Source organism: Massilia yuzhufengensis, from assembly GCF_900112225.1.
Classification (GTDB): domain Bacteria; phylum Pseudomonadota; class Gammaproteobacteria; order Burkholderiales; family Burkholderiaceae_D; genus Telluria; species Telluria yuzhufengensis.
Window position 1 is genome coordinate 35,723 of sequence record NZ_FOLD01000024.1, and the last position, 24,246, is coordinate 59,968.

The 24,246-nt window shown below is 65.0% G+C and carries 23 protein-coding genes; 13 read left to right on the top strand and 10 right to left on the bottom strand.

Annotated features, from left to right (window positions below; genetic code table 11):
* The first annotated feature begins 66 nt into the window (after positions 1-66).
* From ygfZ to BM031_RS18045, 5 genes are all read left to right on the top strand, one after another.
* Positions 67-1,125 (top strand): CAF17-like 4Fe-4S cluster assembly/insertion protein YgfZ, encoded by a 1,059-nt coding sequence (gene ygfZ / locus BM031_RS18025; protein WP_091875955.1) that lies wholly within the window; start codon positions 67-69, stop codon positions 1,123-1,125.
* Between the two features lies 1 nt (position 1,126).
* Positions 1,127-1,405, top strand: a complete 279-nt coding sequence (locus BM031_RS18030) for a DUF4936 family protein (protein WP_091875956.1) — start codon at positions 1,127-1,129, stop codon at positions 1,403-1,405.
* Positions 1,396-2,145 (top strand): NRDE family protein, encoded by a 750-nt coding sequence (locus tag BM031_RS18035; protein WP_091875957.1) that lies wholly within the window; start codon positions 1,396-1,398, stop codon positions 2,143-2,145. Before BM031_RS18030 ends, BM031_RS18035 begins: the two co-directional genes overlap by 10 nt.
* Before the next feature lie 150 nt (positions 2,146-2,295).
* Positions 2,296-3,102, top strand: a complete 807-nt coding sequence (locus tag BM031_RS18040) for a phytanoyl-CoA dioxygenase family protein (protein ID WP_091875958.1) — start codon at positions 2,296-2,298, stop codon at positions 3,100-3,102.
* A 52-nt stretch (positions 3,103-3,154) separates the two neighbouring features.
* On the top strand, positions 3,155-4,234 hold the full coding sequence (locus BM031_RS18045) for a class I SAM-dependent methyltransferase (protein WP_177207812.1): 1,080 nt from the start codon (positions 3,155-3,157) through the stop codon (positions 4,232-4,234).
* A gap of 54 nt (positions 4,235-4,288) precedes the next feature.
* Here the strand turns inward: BM031_RS18045 and BM031_RS18050 are convergent, their stop codons facing one another.
* The 4 genes from BM031_RS18050 to BM031_RS18065 form a co-directional block, all read right to left on the bottom strand.
* Positions 4,289-5,203, bottom strand: coding sequence for an SDR family oxidoreductase (locus BM031_RS18050; protein WP_091875960.1), 915 nt, complete (start codon positions 5,201-5,203; stop codon positions 4,289-4,291).
* A 31-nt stretch (positions 5,204-5,234) separates the two neighbouring features.
* Positions 5,235-6,017 carry an SDR family oxidoreductase gene (locus tag BM031_RS18055; RefSeq protein WP_091875961.1) on the bottom strand — a complete coding sequence of 261 codons (783 nt, stop codon included), beginning with the start codon at positions 6,015-6,017 and terminating at the stop codon, positions 5,235-5,237.
* A gap of 152 nt (positions 6,018-6,169) precedes the next feature.
* Positions 6,170-6,472, bottom strand: coding sequence for a Dabb family protein (locus tag BM031_RS18060; RefSeq protein ID WP_091875962.1), 303 nt, complete (start codon positions 6,470-6,472; stop codon positions 6,170-6,172).
* A gap of 11 nt (positions 6,473-6,483) precedes the next feature.
* Positions 6,484-7,662 carry an acetyl-CoA C-acyltransferase gene (locus BM031_RS18065; RefSeq protein ID WP_091875963.1) on the bottom strand — a complete coding sequence of 393 codons (1,179 nt, stop codon included), beginning with the start codon at positions 7,660-7,662 and terminating at the stop codon, positions 6,484-6,486.
* Between the two features lie 282 nt (positions 7,663-7,944).
* On the opposite strand from BM031_RS18065, the gene BM031_RS18070 reads away from it, so the two are divergent.
* Positions 7,945-9,645: an MFS transporter gene (locus BM031_RS18070; protein ID WP_229409011.1), complete on the top strand. Its 1,701-nt coding sequence runs from the start codon at positions 7,945-7,947 to the stop codon at positions 9,643-9,645.
* 46 nt (positions 9,646-9,691) lie between these two features.
* On the opposite strand, the gene BM031_RS18075 is transcribed toward BM031_RS18070, so the two are convergent.
* Complete coding sequence (locus BM031_RS18075) at positions 9,692-10,228, bottom strand: DUF2939 domain-containing protein (RefSeq protein WP_091875965.1); 537 nt, start codon at positions 10,226-10,228, stop codon at positions 9,692-9,694.
* A gap of 114 nt (positions 10,229-10,342) precedes the next feature.
* Positions 10,343-12,430 (bottom strand): 3-hydroxyacyl-CoA dehydrogenase NAD-binding domain-containing protein, encoded by a 2,088-nt coding sequence (locus tag BM031_RS18080; RefSeq protein ID WP_091875966.1) that lies wholly within the window; start codon positions 12,428-12,430, stop codon positions 10,343-10,345.
* A gap of 138 nt (positions 12,431-12,568) precedes the next feature.
* On the opposite strand from BM031_RS18080, the gene BM031_RS18085 reads away from it, so the two are divergent.
* Positions 12,569-13,303: a hypothetical protein gene (locus tag BM031_RS18085; protein WP_091875967.1), complete on the top strand. Its 735-nt coding sequence runs from the start codon at positions 12,569-12,571 to the stop codon at positions 13,301-13,303.
* Between the two features lie 131 nt (positions 13,304-13,434).
* Here BM031_RS18085 and BM031_RS18090 read toward each other — a convergent pair whose 3' ends face one another.
* The 4 genes from BM031_RS18090 to BM031_RS18105 all read right to left on the bottom strand — a co-directional run bounded on the left by BM031_RS18090 (position 13,435) and on the right by BM031_RS18105 (position 19,248).
* Entirely contained in the window at positions 13,435-14,043 is a 609-nt protein-coding gene (locus BM031_RS18090) for a PH domain-containing protein (RefSeq protein WP_091875968.1), read from the bottom strand.
* Positions 14,044-14,073: 30 nt separating this feature from the next.
* The gene (locus tag BM031_RS18095) at positions 14,074-15,963 is read right to left on the bottom strand and encodes a CocE/NonD family hydrolase (protein ID WP_091875969.1); all 1,890 of its coding nucleotides are present in this window, start codon (positions 15,961-15,963) and stop codon (positions 14,074-14,076) included.
* Positions 15,964-16,251: 288 nt separating this feature from the next.
* The gene (locus tag BM031_RS18100) at positions 16,252-17,586 is read right to left on the bottom strand and encodes an amidohydrolase (protein WP_229409012.1); all 1,335 of its coding nucleotides are present in this window, start codon (positions 17,584-17,586) and stop codon (positions 16,252-16,254) included.
* 9 nt (positions 17,587-17,595) lie between these two features.
* Positions 17,596-19,248: a 3-(methylthio)propionyl-CoA ligase gene (locus BM031_RS18105; RefSeq protein WP_091875970.1), complete on the bottom strand. Its 1,653-nt coding sequence runs from the start codon at positions 19,246-19,248 to the stop codon at positions 17,596-17,598.
* Between the two features lie 170 nt (positions 19,249-19,418).
* On the opposite strand from BM031_RS18105, the gene BM031_RS18110 reads away from it, so the two are divergent.
* From BM031_RS18110 to BM031_RS18135, 6 genes are all read left to right on the top strand, one after another.
* Complete coding sequence (locus BM031_RS18110; RefSeq protein WP_229409015.1) at positions 19,419-20,900, top strand: protein adenylyltransferase SelO; 1,482 nt, start codon at positions 19,419-19,421, stop codon at positions 20,898-20,900.
* A gap of 18 nt (positions 20,901-20,918) precedes the next feature.
* Positions 20,919-21,314, top strand: coding sequence for a peptide-methionine (R)-S-oxide reductase MsrB (msrB, locus tag BM031_RS18115; RefSeq protein ID WP_091875971.1), 396 nt, complete (start codon positions 20,919-20,921; stop codon positions 21,312-21,314).
* Positions 21,315-21,328: 14 nt separating this feature from the next.
* Positions 21,329-21,955, top strand: a complete 627-nt coding sequence (locus tag BM031_RS18120) for a septation protein A (RefSeq protein ID WP_091876001.1) — start codon at positions 21,329-21,331, stop codon at positions 21,953-21,955.
* A complete protein-coding gene (locus BM031_RS18125; RefSeq protein ID WP_091875972.1) occupies positions 21,952-22,236 on the top strand; it encodes a BolA family protein in 285 nt (94 codons plus the stop codon). Before BM031_RS18120 ends, BM031_RS18125 begins: the two co-directional genes overlap by 4 nt.
* 136 nt (positions 22,237-22,372) lie before the next feature.
* The gene (locus BM031_RS18130; protein ID WP_091875973.1) at positions 22,373-23,152 is read left to right on the top strand and encodes a peptidylprolyl isomerase; all 780 of its coding nucleotides are present in this window, start codon (positions 22,373-22,375) and stop codon (positions 23,150-23,152) included.
* A 90-nt stretch (positions 23,153-23,242) separates the two neighbouring features.
* The gene (locus tag BM031_RS18135) at positions 23,243-24,019 is read left to right on the top strand and encodes a peptidylprolyl isomerase (protein WP_091875974.1); all 777 of its coding nucleotides are present in this window, start codon (positions 23,243-23,245) and stop codon (positions 24,017-24,019) included.
* The last annotated feature ends 227 nt before the right edge of the window (positions 24,020-24,246 follow it).

The following is a 24,246-nucleotide window of genomic DNA, read 5'->3' on the forward strand; positions in this document are numbered from 1 at the left end:
AATTTGCCGACATCTTTATAATGAGCCCGTAATGATAAAGCCTAATTGCTAATACTAACTGGATTTATGCCTAACTGGACAGATACGCTTTCCGCGCTCGGCGCCCGATTCCACCCCGCTGACGCGTCGCAGGTGGAAGATTTCGGCCGTCCCCTCGCCGCCGCCGAGCTGGCCGACGGTTTCGTCGCCGCCGTCACCGACCTGGGGCTGATCGCCGTCCAGGGCGACGACGCCGCCAGTTTCCTCCACAAGCAGCTGACCAACGACGTCGAGCACCTCGGCCTGCAGGAGGCCCGGCTGGCCGGCTTCTGCACGCCCAAGGGCCGGCTGCAGGCAACTTTCCTGTACTGGCGTGGTGCCGATACGGTCTATTTGCAGCTGCCGCGCGCGATCCAGGCGCCGCTGCAAAAGCGCCTGTCGATGTTCGTGCTGCGCGACAAAGCCAAGCTGCGCGACGCCACCCAGGAAGCGCCGTTCGCGGCCATGCTCGGGCTGGGCGGCGCCAGGGCCCAGGCCATGCTCGCCCGCCATGTCGCTATGCTGCCGGACGTGCCCTACGGCAAGGCCGAGGGCGACTTCGGCACCGTGCTGCGCCTGTCCGACGTGTTCGGCGCGCCGCGCTACCTGTGGCTGGCCTCCATCGAGGCGGCCAGCGCCGCCCTGCCGGCACTGGCCGCCGAACTGGCGCTGGGCGGCAACCAGGCCTGGAACCTGGCCGCCATCCACGCCGGCGTACCGCAGGTAACCAGCGCGACGCAAGAGCAGTTCGTCCCGCAAATGATCAACCTCGAACTGCTGGGCGGCGTCAATTTCAAGAAAGGCTGCTACCCGGGCCAGGAAATCGTCGCGCGCAGCCAGTATCTCGGCAAGCTCAAGCGCCGCACCGCGCTGGCGACGGTCGACCAGGCCGATGCCCGCGCCGGCGACGAAGTGTTTTCCATGGCCGACCCTGGCCAGCCCTGCGGCATGGTCGTCAATGCGGCGGCCAATGGCCTGGGCGGCGCCGACCTGCTGGTGGAGATGAAGCTGGGCGCCCTCGGCGAAGACGTGCGCCATGGCGCGGCCGGCGGGCCGGCGCTGGTGTTCCAGCACATGCCCTACCACCTCGACGCGATCGACGTCTGAGATGACCGACCTGTACGTCTATTACAAGCTGCGCAGCGGCGATGCGGCCGCCCTCGCCCCGCGGGTGCGTGCGATGCAGGCGCAGCTGGGCGCGGCGTGCCAGCTCAAGCAGCGTCCGGAGGCGCGCGACGGCCTGCTCACCTGGATGGAAGTCTATCCATCCGTCCCCGGCGGTTTCGATGCCCGCCTCGAACAGGCCGCGCTCAATGCCGGCCTGGCCGCTTTCATCCAGGGGCCGCGCCGGCTCGAAATCTTTACGGACCTGACGCCATGTGCCTGATCGTCTTCGCATGGCAGGTGCTGCCCGGCGTACCCGTCATCGCCGCGGCCAACCGCGACGAATTCTACGACCGCCCCGCGACGCCCGCCCGCCCGTGGCCGGAACACCCGCACATTATCGCCGGCCGCGATTTGCTGCACGGCGGCAGCTGGATGGGGATCACGACGACGGGAACCAACGGCCCGAAGTTCGCGGCCCTGACCAATATCCGTGGCCCGGCCGAGCGGCGCGAGAACGCGCCCTCGCGCGGCGACCTGGTGGCCGACTTCCTGAAAGGCACGCTGCCGGCCGCCGACTACCTGCAACAGGTCGTCGCCCGCGGCGACGTGTACAACGGCTTCAACCTGGTGCTGGGCGACCGCGACCAGCTGTACTGGTACTCGAACCGCGGCGGCGACGACCCGCGCAACGGCCTGCCGCTGGAACCGGGCCGCATCTACGGCATTTCGAACGGCCTGCTGGACGCTCCCTGGCCCAAGGTGCTGCGCACCAAGGCGCAATTTGCCAGCCTGCTGTGCCAGGGCGCGCCGGAAGACGCCTATTTCGAGATGCTGGCCGACACCACCCGCGCGCCCGACCTGCGCCTGCCGGAAACCGGCGTGCCGATCGAACTCGAACGCCAACTGTCTCCGGTGTGCATCGAGATGGAAGGCTACGGCACCCGCACCTCGACCGTGGTCAAGCTCTACCGCGAAGGCGAGCCGGAGCTGCATGAGCGTTTCGTGCAGCCGCTTGGCTAAGGTGCAGTGTCGGCGCAACGTTTGTGCGCAACGACTATAAATTGTCCTGTGGCAATGTTAAAGTGATGGGCGCGCCGCCTGGCGGCGCGCGTAGCGACGATCGCCAACCAGCACCCGCAGCGCCCTGCGCCGCACTTTACGCCTAACGCCATGACCATCATGCACCAGGAACTTGTCGACCGACTCGATTCCGACACCTTCGATCCGGACGTATTCCGGGCAGCCGGCGTTTTCGTCGTGCGCAATGCTGTCAGCCTTGAGGTGATGCGCGCGTGGCAGGACGAGTGGGCGGCGTTTTACGCATCGTCGCTGCGCGAAGGCCGCGACGTCAACCGGGCCAATCCGGTGTCGCTGACCGAGTCGCTGCCGGAGAAGCTGGCCGCCATGGTCCACGAGCCTGCTTTCGCCCGCATCCTCACGCAAGTGTTCGGCCCCCACGTGGCCGTGTACAACCACCGCTTCGTCATCAAGGATCAGTTTAGTCCGGGCAAGGTGTTCCTGCACCAGGACAGCTGCTACCACTTGGGCAACCTGAACAAATGCAGCATCTTCACCCCGCTGAGCGTCGTCGATGCCGCCAATGGCGCGATGAGCTTCCATGTCGGTTCGCACAAGCTGGGCGTGCTGGGCGACGCCGGTGAGATCAATCCGGCTGCCTTCGACTTCAGCTGGCCGAAAATCACGCCGGAGCTCAACCCTGGTGACCTGGTCATCATGAACAGTTCGCTATGGCACGAGTCGGGCCCGAACACATCGGGTGTGCACCGCATCCTGGCCGATACCATCTTCCAGCCGGCCGACGATCCGACCGGAAAGGAGCTGGTCTGCGGTGAATGGCAGACCGACATCTTCTATTCCACCCAGAATCACATCCGCCTGTTCACGAACTCCCGGATCTTGAAGTTAATTAAATACGAAAAGGAACGGGCCGCGTCCGATACCAAGGCAACGTCCTGAGCCCCAGACCATGTCATCTACACACGCGACTTGCCTCATCTGCGGTTCCTCCATGGAACGCACCGCCAATCCCTTCTGCGAGGTCCAGGGCCAGCTGCTCTATCCGGATGCCGAAGTCCGCCAGTATGTCTGTACCGGTTGCAGCCATGGCTGGCTGCAGCACGGGGTCCCGCTCGACTTGCTGTACAACTCGAATGTTGCGCTGCCCACCGACTATGTCAATGGCGACCGGCGCTTTGCGTTCATCGAGGCGCACGTGGACTTGTCGACGATCAGCGGCAAAGTGGTGGAATTCGGCGGCGGCCCCGGCGAGCTGGCCGAGCAGGCGAGGAAAGCGACCGGCCACCCGCGTGCGGCGGTAGTCGATTTCGTCAACCGCGTGGCCGCCGACACCCTCGATTTCATCCCGCTGGACTTCAATTCCGAGGCCGCGCAGATCCCGCGCATCTTCGCGGACTCGGCCGGCGCCAGGAACCTGTTCCTGCTCTCGCACGTGGTCGAGCACCTGTACGACCCGGCGATCCTGCTGGGCGAGCTGGCCACATTCCCGGACAGCGTCGTGTATATCGAGGTGCCGGACTTCGGCAGCCGGCATGCGCTGTCGACCCTGAAGTTTTCGCTCAACTGCCTCGAGCACCTGCACTACTTTACGGCGCGCTCGCTCCTGGCCTTGCTGGACAAGGCTGGATTCGACATCGTCGCCTTCGAAACGCAATCGGCCCCGAGCATGCCGGCCATCCGCGCCCTGTGCGTGCCGGCCCGGCGCCACCACAATGCCGTGCTTGACTACCAGGGGCACTTTTCCGAGGTCGTCTCGCGCCTGAAAGACAAGATCGCCCAGGCCGGCCCCAGGACCCGGGTGTGGGTATGGGGACTGTCGGCCTTCATGGCCCAGGCCCTCGACGAACTCGGGGACGAACGCCAGCAGGTTGCCGGCATTTTCGACACCCGCTACCCGCACCCCGAATTCCTGGGCATCCCGGTGGCGCGCGAGCCTGGCGCCGCAGCGCACGCCAATGGCGCAGCACCGCTGGTGGTGTGCGGCTCGACCTATTCCGCGGTGCAGAAAGTCATCGGCGCCAAGGCCCGGGCGGCGTTTCCCGGTGCGGAATTCTTCGCCATCACTGCTTGACCCACGAACGGCGGGACCGACAGGGTGGGGGTCACGCCTGGAACAGGCGCCGGCTCAATGCTTGGGCTTGCGCTTGATCCCCGCCTTGAGCATCTCCGTCACCTGCGGCGTCGCGCCATACGGATCCGCCGGTGGCTTGCCCTGCACGATCGCGTCGAAGCGCTCCTGCGCCGCGCCCAGCGCCTGCGGGTGCGAGTACACGAAGAAGCGTCCTTCGCGGATCGCGTCGAACGTGATCCGCGCCACGTCCGCGGCCGTCACCTTGCCCGACTCGACCGCCTTTTCGGTCAGCATCTGCGACGCCACCTGGCTGGGCGTGGTGCGTTCGTGGCTCGATAAATCGTCCGGCCGGTTGCGCTCGGAATGGGCGATCCCGGTCGGCACGAAATACGGGCACAGCACCGATGCCCGGATCGGCGCGTCGACCAGCTTCAGGTCGTGGTATAGCGTCTCGGACAGCGCGACCACGGCGTGCTTCGACACGTTGTACACGCCCATCGCCGGCGGCGTGAGCAGGCCCGCCATCGACGCCGTGTTGACGATGTGGCCTTCGAAATCGGCATCGCGTTCGGCGCATTCCAGCATCACCCGCGTGAACACGCGCACCCCGTGAATCACGCCCCACAGGTTCACGCCGAGCACCCATTCCCAGTCCTGTTCCGAGTTCTCCCAGATCAGGCCACCGGAGCCGACGCCGGCGTTATTGAAGACCAGGTGCACGCCGCCGAAGCGGGCGACGGCCGAATCGGCCAGTTCCTGCACGTGCGAGCCCTTGCTGACGTCGCACACCATGGCCAGCACCTCGGCCCCCTGGGCCAGCAGTTCCTCGGCGGCGTGCTCGAGTGCCTTGGCCTGGACGTCGGCCAGCACCAGCTTCATGCCCAGGGCGGCGGCCGTGTTGGCGAATTCACGTCCCAGGCCGCTGGCGGCGCCCGTGATGACGGCGACCTTGCCGCGAAAATCCTTCATGCTCTTCTCCCTCGATGACAACAACGTCGAATCAAACGGCAGACACGCCGCCATCGACGGCCAGGGTCTGCCCGGTGATGTGCTTGCCGGCGTCGGAGGCGAACAGCACCACCGCCCCCTTCAGGTCCTCGTCGTCGCCCAGCCGGTTCAGCGGCGCATCCTTGGCCAGGTTCTCGGCGCCGAACGCGGCCAGCACGCCCTTGGTCATCTTCGACGGGAAGAAGCCGGGGGCGATCGAATTGACCGTGATGCCAAAGCGGCCCCATTCGCCGGCCAGCGCGCGCGTGAAGTTGACCACCGCGCCCTTGGAGGTGTTGTAAGCGATGGTCTGCATCGTGCCCGGCGGGTTGCCGGCCAGGCCGGCGATCGACGAGATACTGATGATACGCCCGTAGCCGCGCGGGATCATGGACAGTTTGCCGACCGCCTGCGTGACCAGGAAAATGCTGCGCACGTTCAGGTCCATCACCTTGTCCCAGGCGTCCAGCGGGTAATCCTCGGCCGGGGCGCCCCAGCTGGCGCCGGCGTTGTTGACGAGGATGTCGATGTGGCCGAGGCGCTGCATCGCTTCCTGGACGAAGGCTTGTACCTGCGTTTCGTCGGCGAGGTCGGCGGCGATGCTGGAGGCGTCGATGCCGCGCGCGGCCAGGTGGGCGACGGCTTCGTCGAGCTCTTCCTGCTTGCGCGACGAGATGACGACCCGCGCGCCCTGCTCGCCAAGGGCTTCGGCCATCTGCAGGCCCAGGCCGCGCGAGCCGCCGGTGACGATGGCGGTTTTGCCTTGCAGGGAGAAGAGTTGTTGGGTGGTGCGCATTGGTGTTGTCTCCGTTATTTTTTTGTGGTGAAGTTATTGTCGCGTACTTCGGTGACGAGATTGGGTACCGGCCTGCGCCGGTACGACGGTCTTTAGGCCACGTAAGCAAGCACGTCGTACCGCCAAGTTTGCATGCATCGCGCTAGCCCCTATTACACCTCATAATCCATACACTGCCTCCCCTCCCGAATCGCCCCAATAAACGGCACCACCGCCTTGTGCGTCGGGTGCACCGCATACGCCTCCAGCGCGGCCTTGTCCGCAAACTCGGAATACAGCACGACGTCATACGTCGCTTCCAGCCCCGGCTGCGCCAGCACCACTTCGAACTTCAGCTGTCCCGGCACGATATTCGCGCACTCGTCCAGCCGGCGCTTCATTTCGCGTGCGTTGGTGGCGCGGTCGGCGCCTTCGGCTTCGTCCTTCAGTTTCCACATCACGATGTGCTTGATCATGCTTATCCCCGTTAAATGACTTCGAACAGCCCCGCGGCGCCCTGGCCTCCGCCGACGCACATGGTGGCAAGCACATACTTTACCCCACGGCGTTTGCCTTCGATGAGCGCGTGCCCGACCAGGCGCGCGCCGGACACGCCATACGGGTGGCCGACCGCGATCGCCCCGCCGTTCACGTTCAGGCGTTCCATCGGGATGCCGAGCTTGTCGGCGCAATACAGCACCTGCACGGCGAAGGCTTCGTTGAGCTCCCACAGGCCGATATCGTCGACCGTCAATCCGGCGCGCTGCAGCAGTTTGGGGATCGCGAACACCGGGCCGATGCCCATCTCGTCCGGCTCGCAGCCGGCCACGGCGTAGCCGCGGAAGATGCCCAGCGGCTGCAGGCCCCTGGCCTCGGCCATGCGGCTGCTCATCACGATGGTCGCCGCCGCGCCGTCCGAGAACTGGCTGGCGTTGCCGGCGGTGATGACGCCGCCCGGCACCGCGCTGCGGATCTTCGAGACGGCCTCGATGGTCGTGTCGGCGCGGATGCCTTCGTCTGCTTGAATAGTCACTTCGCGCGTGGCCAGCATGCCGGACGCCTTGTCGGCCACGCCCATCACCACCGTCATCGGCGCGATCTCGGCATCGAACAGGCCGGCGGCCTGGGCCGCGGCAGCGCGCTGCTGGCTCTGCACGCCGTAGGCGTCCTGGCGCTCGCGGCTGATCGAATAGCGGCGCGCCACCGTCTCGGCGGTCTGCAGCATCGGCCAGTAGATTTCCGGCTTGTGCTGCTTGAGCCAGGTGTCAACCAGCATGTGGCGGTTCATTTCCTGCTGCACGCACGAAATCGATTCGACGCCGCCGGCCGCGAACACCTCGCCCTCGCCCGCGATGATGCGTTGGGCGGCGGTGGCAATGGTCTGCAGGCCGGACGAGCAGAAGCGGTTGATGGTCATGCCCGGCACCGTCACCGGGCAGCCGGCGCGCAGCGCGACCTGGCGCGCGATGTTGACGCCGGTGGCGCCCTCGGGGTTGGCGCAGCCCATCAGCACGTCCTCGATCTCGCCCGCCTCGATCCCCGCGCGGGCGATCGCCGCCTGCAGCGCGTGGCCGCCAAGGGTCGCGCCGTGGGTCATGTTGAAGGCGCCTTTCCAGGACTTGGCAAGGGCGGTGCGGGCGGTCGATACGATGACGGCGTCGATCATGTGTTTGTCTCCGGTGATGGGGGATATTTGCCAATCGAGAATAGCATAATAAAGTACGGTCGTTCGCAAAATAATCGGGGCGACATATTGTGCTTTGCACCATACCTCGTCCCAGAGCGGGAACGCGTATTGACGCGGATTGTTGCCTCTTTTGCACAGCTCATCTGTAAGTTTCGCGTAAGCCTGGAGAAAGCACCGTGTAAGGAAACCGGAACACACTCCGCGACAGCTGACGAACAATCAGCAATTCCGGCGATACAAAAACCTAAGACGGAGACACACATGGCAATCACACCCGGCATGACCGCTGGAGGGAAAGCGGCACCTTCCTCCACCGGCATCACCAAGGAAGAACGGAAAGTCATTTTCGCTTCCTCGCTCGGCACCGTATTCGAGTGGTACGACTTCTACCTGTACGGCTCGCTCGCATCCATCATCGCCAAGCAGTTCTTCATCGGCGACCCGACCACCACCTTCATCTTCGCCCTGATGGCCTTCGCGGCCGGCTTCATCGTGCGCCCCTTCGGCGCGCTGGTGTTCGGCCGCCTGGGAGACATGATCGGCCGCAAATACACCTTCCTGATCACCATCCTGATCATGGGCGCCTCGACCTTCCTGGTGGGCCTGCTGCCAAGCCACGCGTCGATCGGCGTCGCGGCGCCGATCATCCTGGTGACGCTGCGCATCCTTCAGGGCCTGGCCCTGGGCGGCGAATACGGCGGCGCAGCCACCTACGTGGCCGAGCACGCGCCGGAAGGCAAGCGCGGGCTGTTCACCTCCTACATCCAGACCACCGCCACCATCGGCCTGTTCCTGTCGCTGATGGTGATCCTGGGCACCCGTACCGCCATGGGCGAAGACGCGTTCCAGGCCTGGGGCTGGCGCATCCCCTTCCTGGTCTCGGTGATCCTGCTGGGTATCTCGGTATGGATCCGGATGTCGATGGCCGAATCGCCGGCCTTCGCCAAGATGAAAGCCGAAGGCAAAACCTCGAAGGCGCCGCTGTCGGAAGCCTTCCTGAAGCCAAAGAACGCCAAGATCGCCTTCCTGGCGCTGGCCGGCCTGACCATGGGCCAGGCGGTGGTGTGGTACACCGGCCAGTTCTACGCGCTGTTCTTCCTGACCAAGACCCTCAAGATGGACGAGCCGACCTCGAACATCCTGGTCGCGATCGCGCTGGCCCTGGCCACCCCGTTCTTCATCTTCTTCGGCGCGCTGTCGGACAAGATCGGCCGCAAGTGGATCATCCTCGGTGGCTGCCTCATCGCCGCGGCGACCTACTTCCCCATCTTCAAGGCGATCACCCACTACGGCAACCCGGCCCTGGAACGCGCGATCCAGACCTCGCCCGTGGTGGTGGTGGCCGATCCGAACACCTGCCACTTCCAGGTCGACCCGACCGGCACCAAGAAATTCCCGTCGTCCTGCGATATCGCGACCCGCCTGCTGACCGGCGCCTCGGTGAGCTACACGATCCAGGATGCGCCGGCCGGTACGCTGGCATCGGTGAAGGTAGGCGAAACGACCTTCCAGTCCTTCAATGCCGTCATGACGCCGGATAACCTGAACTTCGACGCCGCGTCCAAGGCCCAGGAAACCGCGTTCAAGGGCGAAGTGACGGGCGCACTGAAGGCCGCGGGCTACCCGGACAAGGCAGATATGTCGGCGGTGAACAAGCCGATGGTGGTGCTGTTCCTGTTCATCCTGGTGCTCTACGTGACCATGGTGTACGGCCCGATCGCGGCCATGCTGGTGGAGATGTTCCCGACCCGGATCCGCTACACCTCGATGTCCCTGCCCTACCACATCGGCAACGGCTGGTTCGGCGGCATGCTGCCGACCGTCACCTTCGCCCTGGTGGCCTTCAAGGGCGATATCTACTACGGCCTGTGGTACCCGATCATCATCGCGCTGGCGACGGTGGTCATCGGTGGCCTGTTCGTGCGCGAGACGAAGGACAACCAGATCTACGCCAACGACTAAGCCCTTAAGCTAGTACCGCGTGGGCGGCCCAGCCCGCCCACGCGTCTTATTCCTCCCGCTGTTCGATCCCCACCAGTTTCCAGCTCCACAGCCCGTCGCGGTCCAGCACGAACGCGATGCCGCCTTCCTCTTCCTTCTGCACCACGACCTGGTTCAAGCTGCGGTAGGCCAGCGCGTAACGGACTTTCTCGCGCGGCCGCGCGCCCGGCGCCGGGGCGGCCGGCGCCTGGCCAGGCTGCAGGCTGATGTCGCCCGTTTCCAGCATCGCCCTCACTCCCTCCGGCGACACGACCGCCTCCACCACCGGTTCGATCACGGCCAGCGCCATCGACTGGCCGAACCTGGCCAGCGGATTCGACGACGCCTCGTCCTGCATGCGGTCGACGCCGAGGCGGTGCATCACCAGGGTCGTGACGCTGCCCTGCAAGGCGGAAAAGTCGATGTAGGGCACCAGCGCCCGCGTATCGCGCGCTTCGACGGCGGCGCGCATGCGGTACAACTGGATGTGCGGACTGGCCCAGGTGGCCGCGGCGAACACGGTGGCGGCGACGGCGGCGGCGATGACTGCCTTCTTGTTCTTCATGGTGGTGCTGGCGTAGTTGGCTCAGGCGCCAGTATAGGCATGCCGCGGGCCGCACGCACGCGCCATGCGAAAACGCCGCCCGGGGGCGGCGTTCGTACCCTCGTGGGGGACGGGTCAGGCGTTGAAGCCCTTGCCTTCGGCCGCGCGGCTTTCCAGCAGCGGCGCCGGCGTCCACGCCTCGCCATGGCGGCCGCGCGCATACTTGCGCACCGCGTCCAGCACGTTCGGCAGGCCGACCGAATCGGCGTAGAACATCGGGCCGCCGCGGTGCAGCGGGAAGCCGTAGCCGGTGAGGTAGACCATGTCGATGTCCGAGGCGCGCAGGGCGATGCCCTCTTCGAGGATCTTCGCTCCTTCGTTGGCCAGCGCGTACACCAGGCGCTCGACGATTTCGGCGTCGGCAATCGCACGGCGCTCCACGCCGATGTCCTGCGAGTACTGGACGATCATGTCGTTGACCAGCTGCGACGGATACGCCTTACGGTCGCCCGCCTTGTAGTCATACCATCCGGCGCCGGTCTTCTGGCCGAAGCGGCCCTGCTCGCACAGCAGGTCGGCGGTCTTCGAGTAGGCGATATCCGGCGTCTCGATGGCGCGGCGCTTGCGGATGTACCAGCCGATGTCGTTGCCGGCCAGGTCGCTCATGCGGAACGGGCCCATGGCGAAGCCGAATTTTTCGATCGCCGCATCCACCTGTTCCGGCAGCGCGCCTTCGTCGAGCAGGAAGAAGGCCTGGCGCAGGTACTGCTCCAGCATGCGGTTGCCGATGAAGCCATCGCACACGCCGGACACCACGCCGGTCTTCTTGATCTTCTTCGACAGCGCCAGGGCGGTGGCCAGCACGTCCTTGCCGGTCTGCTTGCCGCGCACGATTTCCAGCAGCTTCATCACGTTGGCCGGGCTGAAGAAATGCAGGCCGATCACGTCCTGCGGGCGGCCGGTAAAGGCGGCGATCCGGTCCAGGTCGAGCGTGGAGGTATTCGAGGCCAGGATCGCGCCCGGCTTCATGACGGCGTCGAGCTGCTTGAACACGGCCTCCTTCACGCCCATGTCCTCGAACACCGCTTCGATGACGATGTCGGCCTGCGCGATGTCTTCGTAGGCCAGCGTGCCGGTGATGAGGGCGACGCGCTGCTCGAACTTCTCCTGCGTCAGCTTGCCCTTCTTGAGGGTGTTCGCGTAGTTCTTGCGGATCGTGGCCAAGCCTTTGTCCAGCGCTTCCTGCTTCGTTTCCAGGATGGTCACCGGGATGCCGGCGTTGGCGAAGTTCATGGCGATGCCGCCGCCCATGGTGCCGGCGCCGATCACGGCGGCGCTCTCGATCTTGCGGGTAGGCGTATCCGACGGCACGTCCGGCACCTTGCTGGCCGCGCGCTCGGCCATGAAGGCGTGGCGCAGCGCTTTCGATTCGGCCGTCTGCATCAGGTGCAGGAAGCGCTCGCGCTCGAATTTCAAGCCATCCTCGAAGGGCATGGTGATGGAGGCGGCGACCGTCTCGATGCACTCCAGCGGCGCCGGGAACGGGCCGGACATGGCCTTGACGGTATTGCGCGAAAACTGCACGAAGGCTTCGTGGTTCGGGTAGTCGACCTTGCGGTCGCGCACCTTGGGCAGGGGCCGAACGTCCGCCACCTTGTTGGCGAAGGCGATCGCGGCGGGCAGCAGCTCGGTCCCGGCCGGGAACACCTCGTCGAACAGCGCCGTCGCGGCCAGTTTTTCGGAGGGCACCGGGGTCCCGGAGACGACCATGTTCAGCGCCATCTCCAGGCCCACCAGGCGCGGCATGCGCTGGGTGCCGCCGGCGCCCGGCAGCAGGCCGAGTTTGACTTCCGGCAGCGCGATCTGGGCGCCCGGCAGCGCGACGCGGTAGTTGCAGCCCAGCGCCAGTTCCAGGCCGCCGCCCATGGCGACCGCGTGGATCGCCGCCACCACCGGCTTGCTGCTGTTCTCCACCGCGCGGATCAGGGTGTGCAGGGTGGGCTCGGTGAGCGCCTTGGGCGAGTTGAATTCGCGGATATCGGCGCCGCCCGAAAAGGCCTTGCCGGCGCCCGTGATGACGATGGCTTTTACGGCGTCGTCACTCTCGGCCTGGCGGATCGCGGCGACTGCGGCGCTGCGCGTCTCCAGGCCAAGGCCGTTCACCGGCGGATTGTTCAGGGTCACTACGGCAACGCTGCCTTGGACGGTGTAGTCGGCGCTCATGTCTCTTCCTTCTCCTTTGTTGTTGGTGCTCGATATCCGCTTCACTATACATCAAATAAAAGTACGTTCGTATTATTTTCTGGCGCCCCCGGCCTGTGCCAGAATAGCGCCTCACGACGACACCCGCCCTACGGAAAAATGGAAAAACTGATCGCGCAACTGCTTCGCCTGTACCTGATGCCGGCCCTCGCTTCGTCCGAAGACCTGGCCCAGCATTTCCAGGGCATCCAGGCCCTGTCGGTACCGCTGGCTTCGAGCGAGGACCTGACGCGCGCCATCGTCATCGACTTTCCCAAGACGCGCGGCGGCGCCCCGGACCAGCACTGGACCAACTTGTGCGAGGTCGCCAACACCCTGCAGGAAGCCTACGGCTTCCCGGCGCCGGCCGTCAGCATCACGGGCGCCAGCAGCTTCCAGCTCTGGATGTCGCTGGCCGAGCCGGTCCCGGTCGGCGACGCGCGCCGCTTCCTGGCCATGCTGCGCGAAGCGCACTTTCCGGAACTGGACCTGCAGGCGCAGGACAGGGTCGACCTGCCGCCCAGCCTGAATCCCGCTTCAGGCAAATGGGCCGCCTTCATCCACCCCGGCATGGGGGCGTCCTTCGCCGAGGAAGCCGGGCTGGAAATGGCGCCACCGGTCGCGGCACAGGTGGCCTTCCTGGAGGGCCTGGAAAGCATCGGCAAGGCCGAGTTCTTCGACGCGCTGGTGGCGATGAAGCAGAGCGACGTGCCAATCCAAGCGCCCCCCGCCGTCGAGCCGCCGTCCAATGCAGGGCTCCTGTTGCAAGACGCCACGCTCGAAGACATCGTGCGCCACCTGCACGCCATCAACATCGAGCCGACCTTCCGCCACCTGCTGCCCGCCGCCCGCTAACCCAGCACTTCGGGGTCAGGTCTGACATTCGGACACGGCCTCGGCACTAGAGCGGCCCTAGGGCTGAGCCCGTGTCTAATTGTCAGACCTGACCCCGAAGTTGGGCTGAAAAAAAATGGTGCGGGTGATGGTTAGTTGTGGATGTATTTCGTGAAGACGTCGCTGAAGTCGCGCTTGGTGTAGGTATCGAGCATCGCGGTGTTGACCGCTTCCAGCAGCTCGCCGTAGGTACTCACGAGCCCGCCCGCACCTGGCGCGATATTGAGTTTATGTACCGACGCCGTTGCATCCAGGGTGCGCAGTGCGTTGTCGCGGCAGACGGCGTCGCGGCGCTGCTGCTTGCCGATCGAGATCAAGGCCTTGTAGATGTCCTTGAGCTGTTCGATGAAGGTCTTCTTGATGTCGATCGAGAACACGGTGTCGTCCAGCCTGAACTTGAGCTCGATATCCATGTCCAGCGTGCCGGCGGTTTCGATGCTCACGCCCGTGACGGCGTGCGACGCATAGTCGTAGCGCTTGATGCTGCGCTTGGACGAGACGGCCGAGTCGCCGTCCACGTGGATCAGCGCCAGGTTGGTAAAGCAGTATTCATCCTTCTTGCTCTTGATGAGGAAGAAGATCTGCTCGCCGTCCTCGCTGAACAGGTAGTCGTCGGCATCGACCTTGGCATAGTCGGCCGGCCCGATAATGACGCCGATATCGCTGATGCCCAGTGCTTCCGCTGCCAGTCTCTTGAACATGTTTTCCCTCCTCTGATTGTCGGATAAGCGCTACCGCACGACCGGCAGCTCGATGTAGCTCTGGTTGTCGGCGTCATGGTGCACTGCGTTGTCCGCGACCACGCCCAGCTTCTCGCTTTCGTTCTGCCCGCCGGTATTGAGGTTGCGGACGAATTTCGGGAAGTTCGACGAACTCACCTCGACCCGGATCCGGTGCCCCGCGCCGAACTGGATCGCGGTGGCGATCGGTGTCGGGCGGATCGTCACGACTTCGCCGGGATTGAGCATGGCCGGCTTGTCGAAGCCGTTGCGGTAGCGGGCCCGGAAGATGGTGTCGCCGATGATCCAGGCGGTGCCGTCCGGCGCGACGTCGACCAGCTTGACCGAGAAATCCGTGTCCTTGGCGCTGGACGAGACTTTCAGGACCGCGTCGACGAAGCCGGCCACGCTCACCGGCTTGGGCAGCGGATCGCTGGTGTACACCAGCACGTCGCTCCTGGCCTCGATCGGGCGCTGGTCGAACGCGCCCGGCACCACGATGCCGCCATTGCAGCAGTCGCCCCCACCGATGGTCTGCACCGGATTCATGGGGTCGTAGCGGTAGCGGTCGGCGGCTTCGGATTTCGGTGCTTCCGCCGACAGGCGGCCGTCGCCATACAGCGAATTGGCCTTGCCGCCAGAGCGTAAGTACAGGCGCATCGGCTTCGCGGTCTCGGGCGGCCACTGGGCGGCACTCTGCCAGCGGTTGGCGCCCATTTCGAAGTAGCGCACATGCGGCGTGGTCGATGGGAAGGCCTTGGTGTCGCCCTTGAGCCAGCGGTCGAACCAGCCGTAGATGGCGCCGTCGACGTCGAAGCTGGTGTCGCCCATCGAGCGCTCGCCCACCGTCGTGTCGGGCCCCAGGCGGGCATACTGGCAGTGCGGCACCGGCGCCACCACGGCGTACTGGTTGGCGCTGGCCTCCTTGTCGGTATTGGCCGCGCGCGCATGGTTGAACAGCTCCAGGTTCGGCCCGGTCGACACGTCATACCAGCTGTTGAACCACAGCGCCGGCACGCCCCAGCCCATGCCTTCGTGGTACAGGCCACCCTGGCGCCAGGCCGGATCGGCCGGGCTGCGCTTGATCAGCTGCTCGAAGGTGCCGGCCGGTTCGCCCAAGGACGACAGCAGCTGGTCGACCGGCAGGTGCTTGATCTGCTTGTTCCAGTCGACCTTCGGCTTGGCCGGATCGAGGTCGTTGTAGGCTTCGATGCGCGCGCGCAGCTTGTCGTCGGTGATGGAAGCCGGCAGCTGGGCGCGCAGCGGATTGTCGACGCCGTAGAGCCACACGAAGAACAGGTTGCGCGGCACGCCGCCGGTGTACCAGTTGCCCTGCTCCTGGAAACGCCCGACCTTGCCGATGCCCGCGCCCGAGGCCATCGGCACCATCGCCGCATGGGCCGGGTGGTTCAGGCCTGCCAGCGCCAGCTGCCATTCGGCCGACGACGAACACCCGAGCGTGCCCACCTTCCCGTTGGACCACTGCTGCTGCGCGATCCAGGACAGGGTGTCGTAGCCATCGGTTTGCGGTTTGCCCAGCAGTTCCCAGTTCCCCTGCGAGAAGTAGCGGCCACGCTCGTTCTGGACGATGAAGGTGTAGCCGCGCTTGACCGATTCGAGCAGGTAGCGCTGGGTGGAGCCTTTCAGCTTGCCCTCGTTGTAGGGCGTCTTCCACAGGATGGTCGGATGCGGCCCGGCGCCAGTCTTGGGCATGTAGATGTCGGTGGACAGCGCCACGCCATCGCGCATGCGCACCATCACGGAGGCGCGCGCGGTGGCGATGCGCGCCAGCTCCTTGTCCAGGGCTTCCTGGCTGTACTTCGAATAATCCTGCGCCAGGCCGGCGATGGGGTTGGACAGGAACAGCGCGAGGGCGGCAAGGCTGAGGGGCGTCGATTTCAAAGAGGGTTCTCCCGGGGTGCGTGGGTGGGTGATCGGAGTACTTTAACAAGGGCTTGCGGCTTAGGCGAGCCTGGCGTGAAATTATTCAGTACGCATGCACGCTCACACATTTGCACCACACACCCCAGAACCGTCGCACCGGCGAAGGCCGGTGCCCAATTTTGTTGAACAGTGGGTACGCACGCAAAATTGGGTTCCGGCCTTCGCCGGAAGTCGTAGGCGCCAGTGGCGCGTACGACGGTCTTTGAGGTAGGGTGGGATCGAATGCAGGGTGTGCGCCGATGCTCTTCACCGCTTCGGCATCAACTCCTGCAAGGCCACCACCGTCGACTCCACCCCCATCCGCACCGCCGGCCCATGCTCCACCTTGAACAGCGGGCTGTGATGGCTCGGCAGGCGCAGCTTGCCGGCCTTGGCCGCGGCGATATCCGCCACCGCCGTGCCGCCGACCGTGAAGTACACGCTCGGGATATACGGGTCGGTCACGAATTGCGGAAAATCCTCCGACCCCATCCCCTCGCGGAACTCCTCTTCGCCGATCGCGTGAGCCCCCAGCTTGCCGGTCCAGGCCGCGCGCAGGCGGCGCACCAATTCCACGGTGTTCATCACCGGCGGCGCCGGCGTGTCAACCAGTTTCACTTCGGGCAGCTCATTGTCCGCCATGCCGACCGCGCGCGCGGTGTTCTCGGCCATGCGCCTGATCCCGTTCAGCAGCAGCTCGCGGGTCTTCGGGTTTTCGTAGCGCACGGTAAGCTGCAGCCTGGCGTTGTCGCCGATGATGTTTGCCTTGGTGCCGCCATGGAAGGAGCCGACCGTGATCAGGCCCGGTTCGCGCGGGCCCAGTTCGCGGCTGACCACCGTCTGCAGGCCCATGACGATCATCGCACCCAGCACGATCGGGTCCTTGCCGCGGTGCGGCTGGGCGCCGTGGGCGCCGACGCCCTTGATCGCGATCTCCACCGTGTCGGCGCCGGAGTATGGCGACACTTCCGACGCGTGTACCTTCCCGACCGGCATATCGGCCTTTACGTGGAAGCCCAGCGCGAAGTCCGGCTTGCCGAAGCGCTTGTACAAGCCGTCCTTCATCATGGCGATGGCGCCACCGATGCGCTCCTCGGCCGGCTGGCCGACCAGCATCAGGGTGCCGGACCAGCTGGCGCGGTCGAGCGCCATGCGCCGCGCCGTGCCCACCAGGCTGGTCATGTGGATGTCGTGGCCGCAGGCGTGGGCCACCGGCACCAGGTTGCCTTCCGTATCCTTCTGCGTCACCGTCGAGGCATTCGGCAGGCCGGATTTCTCCAGCATCGGCAAGCCGTCCATGTCGGCCCGCATCATGACCAGCGGGCCGGGGCCGTTCTTGAGGATGCCGACCACGCCGGTGCCGCCCACCTTCTCGGTCACCTCGAAACCGGCGGCGCGCAATTCCTGCGCCATGCGCGCGGCGGTCTTCACCTCGAGGAAAGACAGTTCGGGGTTGCGGTGGAAGTAGTCGAGCAGCGGCGCCAGGTGGGCGTCGTAGTCGCGCGCGACGGCCCCGGACAGCGCGCTGGCGGGACGGTCGGCGGCGGCGGCGGCGCAGGGCAGGAGCGCGGCGGCCACCAGCAAGGGAAGGAGTTTTTTCAAGGGTGGGTCCTAGGCGGTTGGCAGGCGGTGCTCGTGATAGATGTCGCGCAGCTTGTTCTTCTGGATCTTGCCGGTGCCGCCCATCGGCAGCGCCTCGGTAAACACCACGTCGTCCGGGATCCACCACTTGGCGACCTTGTCGTCGAACCAGGCCAGCAGTTCTTCGCGCGTGACGTCCGCGCCGGGACGCTTGACCACCACCAGCAGCGGGCGCTCGGACCATTTCGGATGCTGCACGCCGATGCAGGCCGCCTGCAGCACGGCCGGGTGCGACATGGCGACGTTCTCCAAATCGATCGAACCGATCCACTCGCCGCCCGACTTGATCACGTCCTTGCTGCGGTCCGTGATCTGCAGGTAGCCGTCGGCATCGATGGTGGCCACGTCGCCGGTCGGGAACCAGCCATCCTGCAGCACGTCCCCACCCTCGCCGCGGAAGTAGCCCGACACCACCCACGGCCCCTTCACCAGCAGGTGGCCATAGGTGCTGCCGTCCCACGGCAGCTCGCTGCCGTCGTCGTCGACGATCTTCATGTCGACGCCATAGATGGCGTGGCCCTGCTTGCGCAGCACGGCGCGCTGCTCGGCTGCCGGCAGCGTCTTGTGGCGGCCCATCAGGGTGCAGGCGGTGCCCAGCGGCGACATCTCGGTCATGCCCCAGGCGTGCACCACCTCCACGCCCAGCTGGTCGATCAGCGTGTCCATCATCGCCGGTGGACAGGCCGAGCCGCCGATGACGGTGCGGCGGAAGCTCGAGAAGCGCAGGTCGTTCTGCAGCACATGGTTGACCAGGCCAAGCCACACGGTAGGCACCCCGGCCGAGAAGGTCACGCCTTCGCTTTCGAACAGTTCGTAGAGCGACTTGCCATCGAGCGCCGGGCCGGGGAACACCATCTTGGCGCCCGACAGCGGCACCGAATACGGCAGGCCCCAGGCGTTCACATGGAACATCGGCACCACCGGCAGCACGGTGTCGGCCGCCGACACATTCAGCGCGTTCGGCATCGCCGAGGCATACGCGTGCAGCACGGTGGAACGGTGCGAATACAGCGCGCCCTTGGGATTCCCGGTCGTGCCCGAGGTGTAGCACAGGCTCGCTGCCGATCGTTCGTCGAACTGCGGCCAGGCGTACTGGCCGGAAGAAGTGGCAATCAGGTCCTCGTAGCACAGCAAGGTCGGGATCGACGTTTCGAGCGGCATGTGGGCGCGCTCGCACATCGCCACGTAGCCCTTGATGGTCTTGCAGTGGCGCGCCATCGCTTCGATCGCCGGCAGGAACGTCATGTCGAAGAACAGGTACTGGCCTTCGGCATGGTTGATGATGTAGGCGATCTGCTCCGGATGCAGGCGCGGGTTAATCGTGTGCAGCACGGCGCCGGAGCCGGAGACGGCGTAATACAGCTCCATGTGGCGGTAGCCGTTCCAGGCCAGGGTGGCCACCCGGTCGCCCATCTGCACCCCCAGGCCGGTAAGCGCCTGCGCCATGCGGCGCGCGCGCAGCTCGCAGTCGCGGTAGGTATAGCGGTGGATATCCCCTTCCACCCGGCGCGACACGATCTCGTTGCCGCCGTAGTGGCGCGCGGCGAATGCGATCACGCTCGATACCAGCAGCGGCTGGTCCATCATCTGGCCCATCAGGGGGCTGGTCGGATACGCGGTCATCGATGCTCCATGAACAGATTGGCAAGAGTGTCAACCTGCTCGTTGTGCTGCGTCAACGCAATTCGATGATGCGGCGCAGCATGCGGCGGGACGCACTCGTGCGTGATGCGAATGTGCACGGTACGGTAGAATCATGCCGATCGCATGTCTTGTTGCTATCGATTCCCGACTTGCCTGGAGCTGCCATTACTGCTGACGAACTTCCCTTCACCAACTCGTTCGCCGAGTTGCCGCCGGCCTTGTATACCCGGCTGATGCCGACGCCCTTGCCGGCGCCCTATTTCATCGCTGCCAGCGCACCCGCGGCGGCGCTGGTCGGGCTCGACCCGCAGGCCTTGGCGCAGGAGGATTTCGTCGAGGTGTTTACGGGCAACAAGGTGGCGGTGCGCTCGCAGCCCTTGTCCGCGGTGTATTCCGGCCACCAGTTCGGGGTCTGGGCCGGCCAGCTGGGCGACGGCCGCGCGATCGTGCTGGGCGACTTGCCCGGGGCGCAGGGCCAGATGGAAATCCAGCTCAAGGGCGCGGGCCTGACGCCCTATTCGCGCATGGGCGACGGCCGCGCCGTGCTGCGCTCGTCGATCCGCGAATTCCTGTGCTCGGAAGCGATGGCGGCGCTCGGCATCCCGACCACGCGCGCCCTGGCGCTCACCGGTTCGCACCAGCGCGTGATGCGCGAATCGGTCGAAACGGCGGCCGTGGTCACGCGCATGGCGCCGACTTTTATCCGCTTCGGCTCCTTCGAGCACTGGCACTACAAGAACAAGCAGGATGAGTTGCGCATCCTGGCCGACTACGTCATCAAGCACTGGTACCCGGAATGCGCGGGCGCCGCCAACCCCTACAAGGAACTGCTGGCCGAAGTCACGCGCCGTACCGCGCGCATGATCGCGCTCTGGCAGTCGGTCGGCTTCATGCACGGCGTCATGAACACCGACAATATGTCGATCCTGGGCCTGACGCTGGACTACGGACCCTTCGGCTTCATGGAAGCCTTCGACGCCAACCACATCTGCAACCACACCGACCAGGGCGGCCGCTATTCGTACGCCAACCAGGTGCCGGTGGGCCACTGGAACTGCTACGCGCTGGGCAATGCGCTGCTGCCGCTGATCGGCACGCCGGAAGATGCCGAGGAAGCGCTTGACCAGTACCGCCCGGTCTTTGGCGCGAAACTGGACGAGCTGCTGCACGCCAAGCTCGGCCTGCTGGACGCGCGCGGCGGCGACGAAGCCCTGTTCGACAGCATGTTCCAGCTGCTGCAGGACAATCACGCCGACTTCACCCTGTTCTTCCGCCGCCTCGGCGAGCTGGAGCTTGGCGGCAGCCTTGAAGCGGACGCGCCCCTGCGCGACCTGTTCCTCGACCGCGCAGCCTTCGACGCCTGGGCCCTGCAATACCGCGCCCGCCTGCGCGCCGAACACAGTGTCGATGAGCAGCGGCGCGCCGCCATGCATCGCACCAACCCGAAATACGTGCTGCGCAACTACCTGGCCCAGGCCGCCATCGAGCAGGCCCAGAATGGCGACTACAGCGGCGTGCACAAGCTGCTGGCCATCCTCGAGCGCCCGTTCGACGAGCAGCCGGAAAACGATGCCTACGCGGCCCTGCCGCCCGACTGGGCAGCCCACCTCGAAGTGAGCTGCTCTTCCTGAACCCCCTACGAGACCACCATGAACGACAAAGTGACCAAGACCGACGCCGAATGGCGCGCCCAGCTCGACCCGATGGAATACCAGGTAACCCGCCACGCCGCCACCGAGCGCGCCTTCACCGGCAAGTTCTGGGACCACCATGAACACGGCATCTACCACTGCGTGTGCTGCGATACCCCGCTGTTCGAGTCGGACGCCAAGTTCGATTCCGGCTGCGGCTGGCCCAGCTATTTCCGCGCGCTCGACCCGGCCAACGTGATCGAGAAGACCGACCGCACCCACGGCATGTTGCGCACCGAGATCATCTGCGCCGTGTGCGACGCCCACCTGGGCCACGTGTTCCCGGATGGCCCGCCGCCGACCGGCCTGCGCTACTGCATCAATTCGGCGTCGATGCGCTTCGAACCGGTCTGAGGAAACCCTACATGATCAAGTTTTTATTCGACATGCTGCCGGTGATCCTGTTCTTCGGCATGTACAAGTATGGCGAAAGCAACCAGGAATGGGCCCACGGCATCGTCACCAACCAGCTTGGCTTCCTGATCTCGGGCGCCGTGCCGGCCTCGCAGTCGCCGATCCTGCTGGCGACCGTGGTCACGATCCTGGCGACCGTGCTGCAGATCGCTTACCTGCTCGCGCGCCGGCGCAAGGTGGACGGGATGCTGTGGCTGTCGCTGGGCGTGGTGGTGGTCGCCGGCGGCGCCACCATCTACTTCCATGACGACACCTTCATCAAGTGGAAACCGACGATCCTGTACTGGGCCTTCGGCGCCGCCCTGCTGCTGGCCCACCTGATCTACCGCAAGAACCTGATGCGCTCGGCCCTGGGGGCCGCCATGAACCTGCCCGAGGCGGTGTGGACCCGCGTGCTGTACGCGTGGATCGCCTTCTTCGTGGCGCTGGGCCTGCTGAACTTGCTGATGGCCTTCGTGGTCTTCAGTAACGATACCGGCGCCTGGGTCAGCTTTAAATTGTTTGGCATCACGGGCATCCTGTTTGCCTTCATCGTGATCCAGTCGCTGTTCCTTTCCAAACATATTCAGGAGGATGCATGAGTAACGACCAGAGCCGTACCGAACGCCTGCGCGAGCGCCTGCAGGCCGAGCTGGCCCCGAGCCTGCTCGAGATCAGCGATGATTCCCACCTGCACGCCGGCCATGCCGGCGCCGCTTCCGGCGGCAGCCATTACAGCGTCAAAGTGGTCTCCGAGAAGTTCCAGGGCCTCACGCTGGTCATGCGACATCGTCTTGTGTATGATGCCGTGCACGAAATGATTAACAAGGCGGAAATTCACGCGCTGGCCATCACGGCCATCGCACCGTCCGAAGCAGCCTGAAGACTGGCCACCCTGTGGCCGCCTTCAGTCAGCTTTAAGAATAGTGGCCGACAATCTTTATCGCGAATCGTTGAACCAGAAGTACAAGAACATATCCAATCTCGTCCAAGCACATCTCCCCACAGGAATTCCAGAAATGACTTTTAAGCCAGCACGCCTGCTGTTCGCCCTGATCGCCGTTGCCGCGGCACCTGCCTTCGCGCAAAACCTCGCCGTGGTCAACGGCAAGCCGATCCCGACTTCGCGCGTGGAAGAAGCCGTCAAGCAGCTGGTGGCCGCAGGCCGTGGCCAGGATTCGCCGCAGATGCGCATGGCGATCAAGGAAGAAATGATCGCGCGTGAAGTGCTGATGCAGGAAGCCGTCAAGCAGGGCTACGACAAGAAGCCGGAAGTCAAGGCAGCCCTCGACCAGGCCCGCCAGGCCATCGTCGTCAACCAGCTGGCGCGCGACTACATGGGCAAGAACCCGGTCTCGGACGCCGAGATCAAGGCGGAATACGACCGCTTCACCAAGCAGACCGGCGACAAGGAATACCACGTGCGCCACATCCTGCTGGAAAACGAAGCCGACGCCAAAGCCGTGATCGCCAAGATCAAGGCCGGCAGCAAGTTCGAAGAACTCGCCAAGCAATCGAAGGACACCGGCACCGCCAACAATGGCGGCGACCTGGACTGGGCAAGCCCATCGTCCTTCCCGCCTGAATTCGCGGCCGGCTTCACCGGCCTGCAAAAAGGCGCCGTGACCGAAAATCCAGTCAAGACCGCCAATGGCTTCCACGTCATCAAGCTCGACGACACCCGTGCCGCCAAGCTGCCGACCCTGGAAGAAGTCAAGCCGCAGATCGCCGAAGCCCTTACCCAGCAGAAGCTGGAGCAGTTCAAAGAGCAAATGGTCAAAAAGGCAAAGGTGCAGTAATATGTCTCACCGCCGGTGCTGCCCTTCCTTACGGCAGCCGGTTATTGCCGCCCGCGGCGAACTTTCTCGTGTTTAGATAGGACCTCAACAATGATTTTGAAGCCAGCCCGCCTGTTGTTAGCCATGATCGCCCTCGTTGCCGCGCCAGCATTCGCGCAGAACATTGCGACCGTCAATGGCAAGCCCATCCCGGCGGCCAAGGTTGACCAGCTGGTCAAGCAAGTCGTCGCCCAGGGCCGCGGTACCGATTCGCCGCAGCTGCGCGAAGCGATCAAGAAAGACCTGATCGGCCGTGAAGTGCTGATCCAGGAAGCCGACAAGCAAGGCGTCGGCGGCCGTGCCGACGTCAAGGCAGCGATCGACAACGCCCGCCAGAGCATCATCATCAACGCGATGCTCGCCGACTACGTCAAGAAAAATCCGATCAAGGATGCCGACATCAAGGCCGAGTACGACAAGTACAAGTCCACGATGGGGGACAAGGAGTACCACGCACGCCACATCCTGGTGGGTACCGAAGACGAAGCCAAGGCCATCATCGCCAAGCTGAAGGCCGGTTCCAAGTTCGAAGAGCTGGCCAAGCAGTCGAAAGACGGTTCGGCGGCCAACGGCGGCGACCTGGACTGGGCAAGCCCGGCCAACTACGTGCCTGAGTTCTCGAAAGCCATGATCGCCCTGCAAAAAGGCGCCATCACCGAGACCCCGGTCAAGACCCAGTACGGCTTCCACGTGATCAAGCTGGAAGACACCCGCGCGGCCAAGATCCCTGCGCTGGACGAAGTCAAGCAGCAGGTCGCGGAACAACTGCAGCAGCGCCAGCTGGCGCAGTTCCGCGAGAGCCTGGTCAAGAAGGCCAAAGTGCAGTAAGTCGGTTCTTGCCGATCGAGAAGCGCTCCCGAGGGGGCGCTTTTTTTATGTCCGGAGCATCAGCACCCCAACTTCGCAACTTCGGGGTCAGGTCTGACATTCGGACACGAACTCTGCGGTAGGACGTCAATCGATGCCTTGCGACTGGAGAAATACCGGCAACAAGCAGTGGCCCGGCATCGGTACGGCTCAGGCCGTGTCCAAATGTCAGACCTGACCCCGAAGTG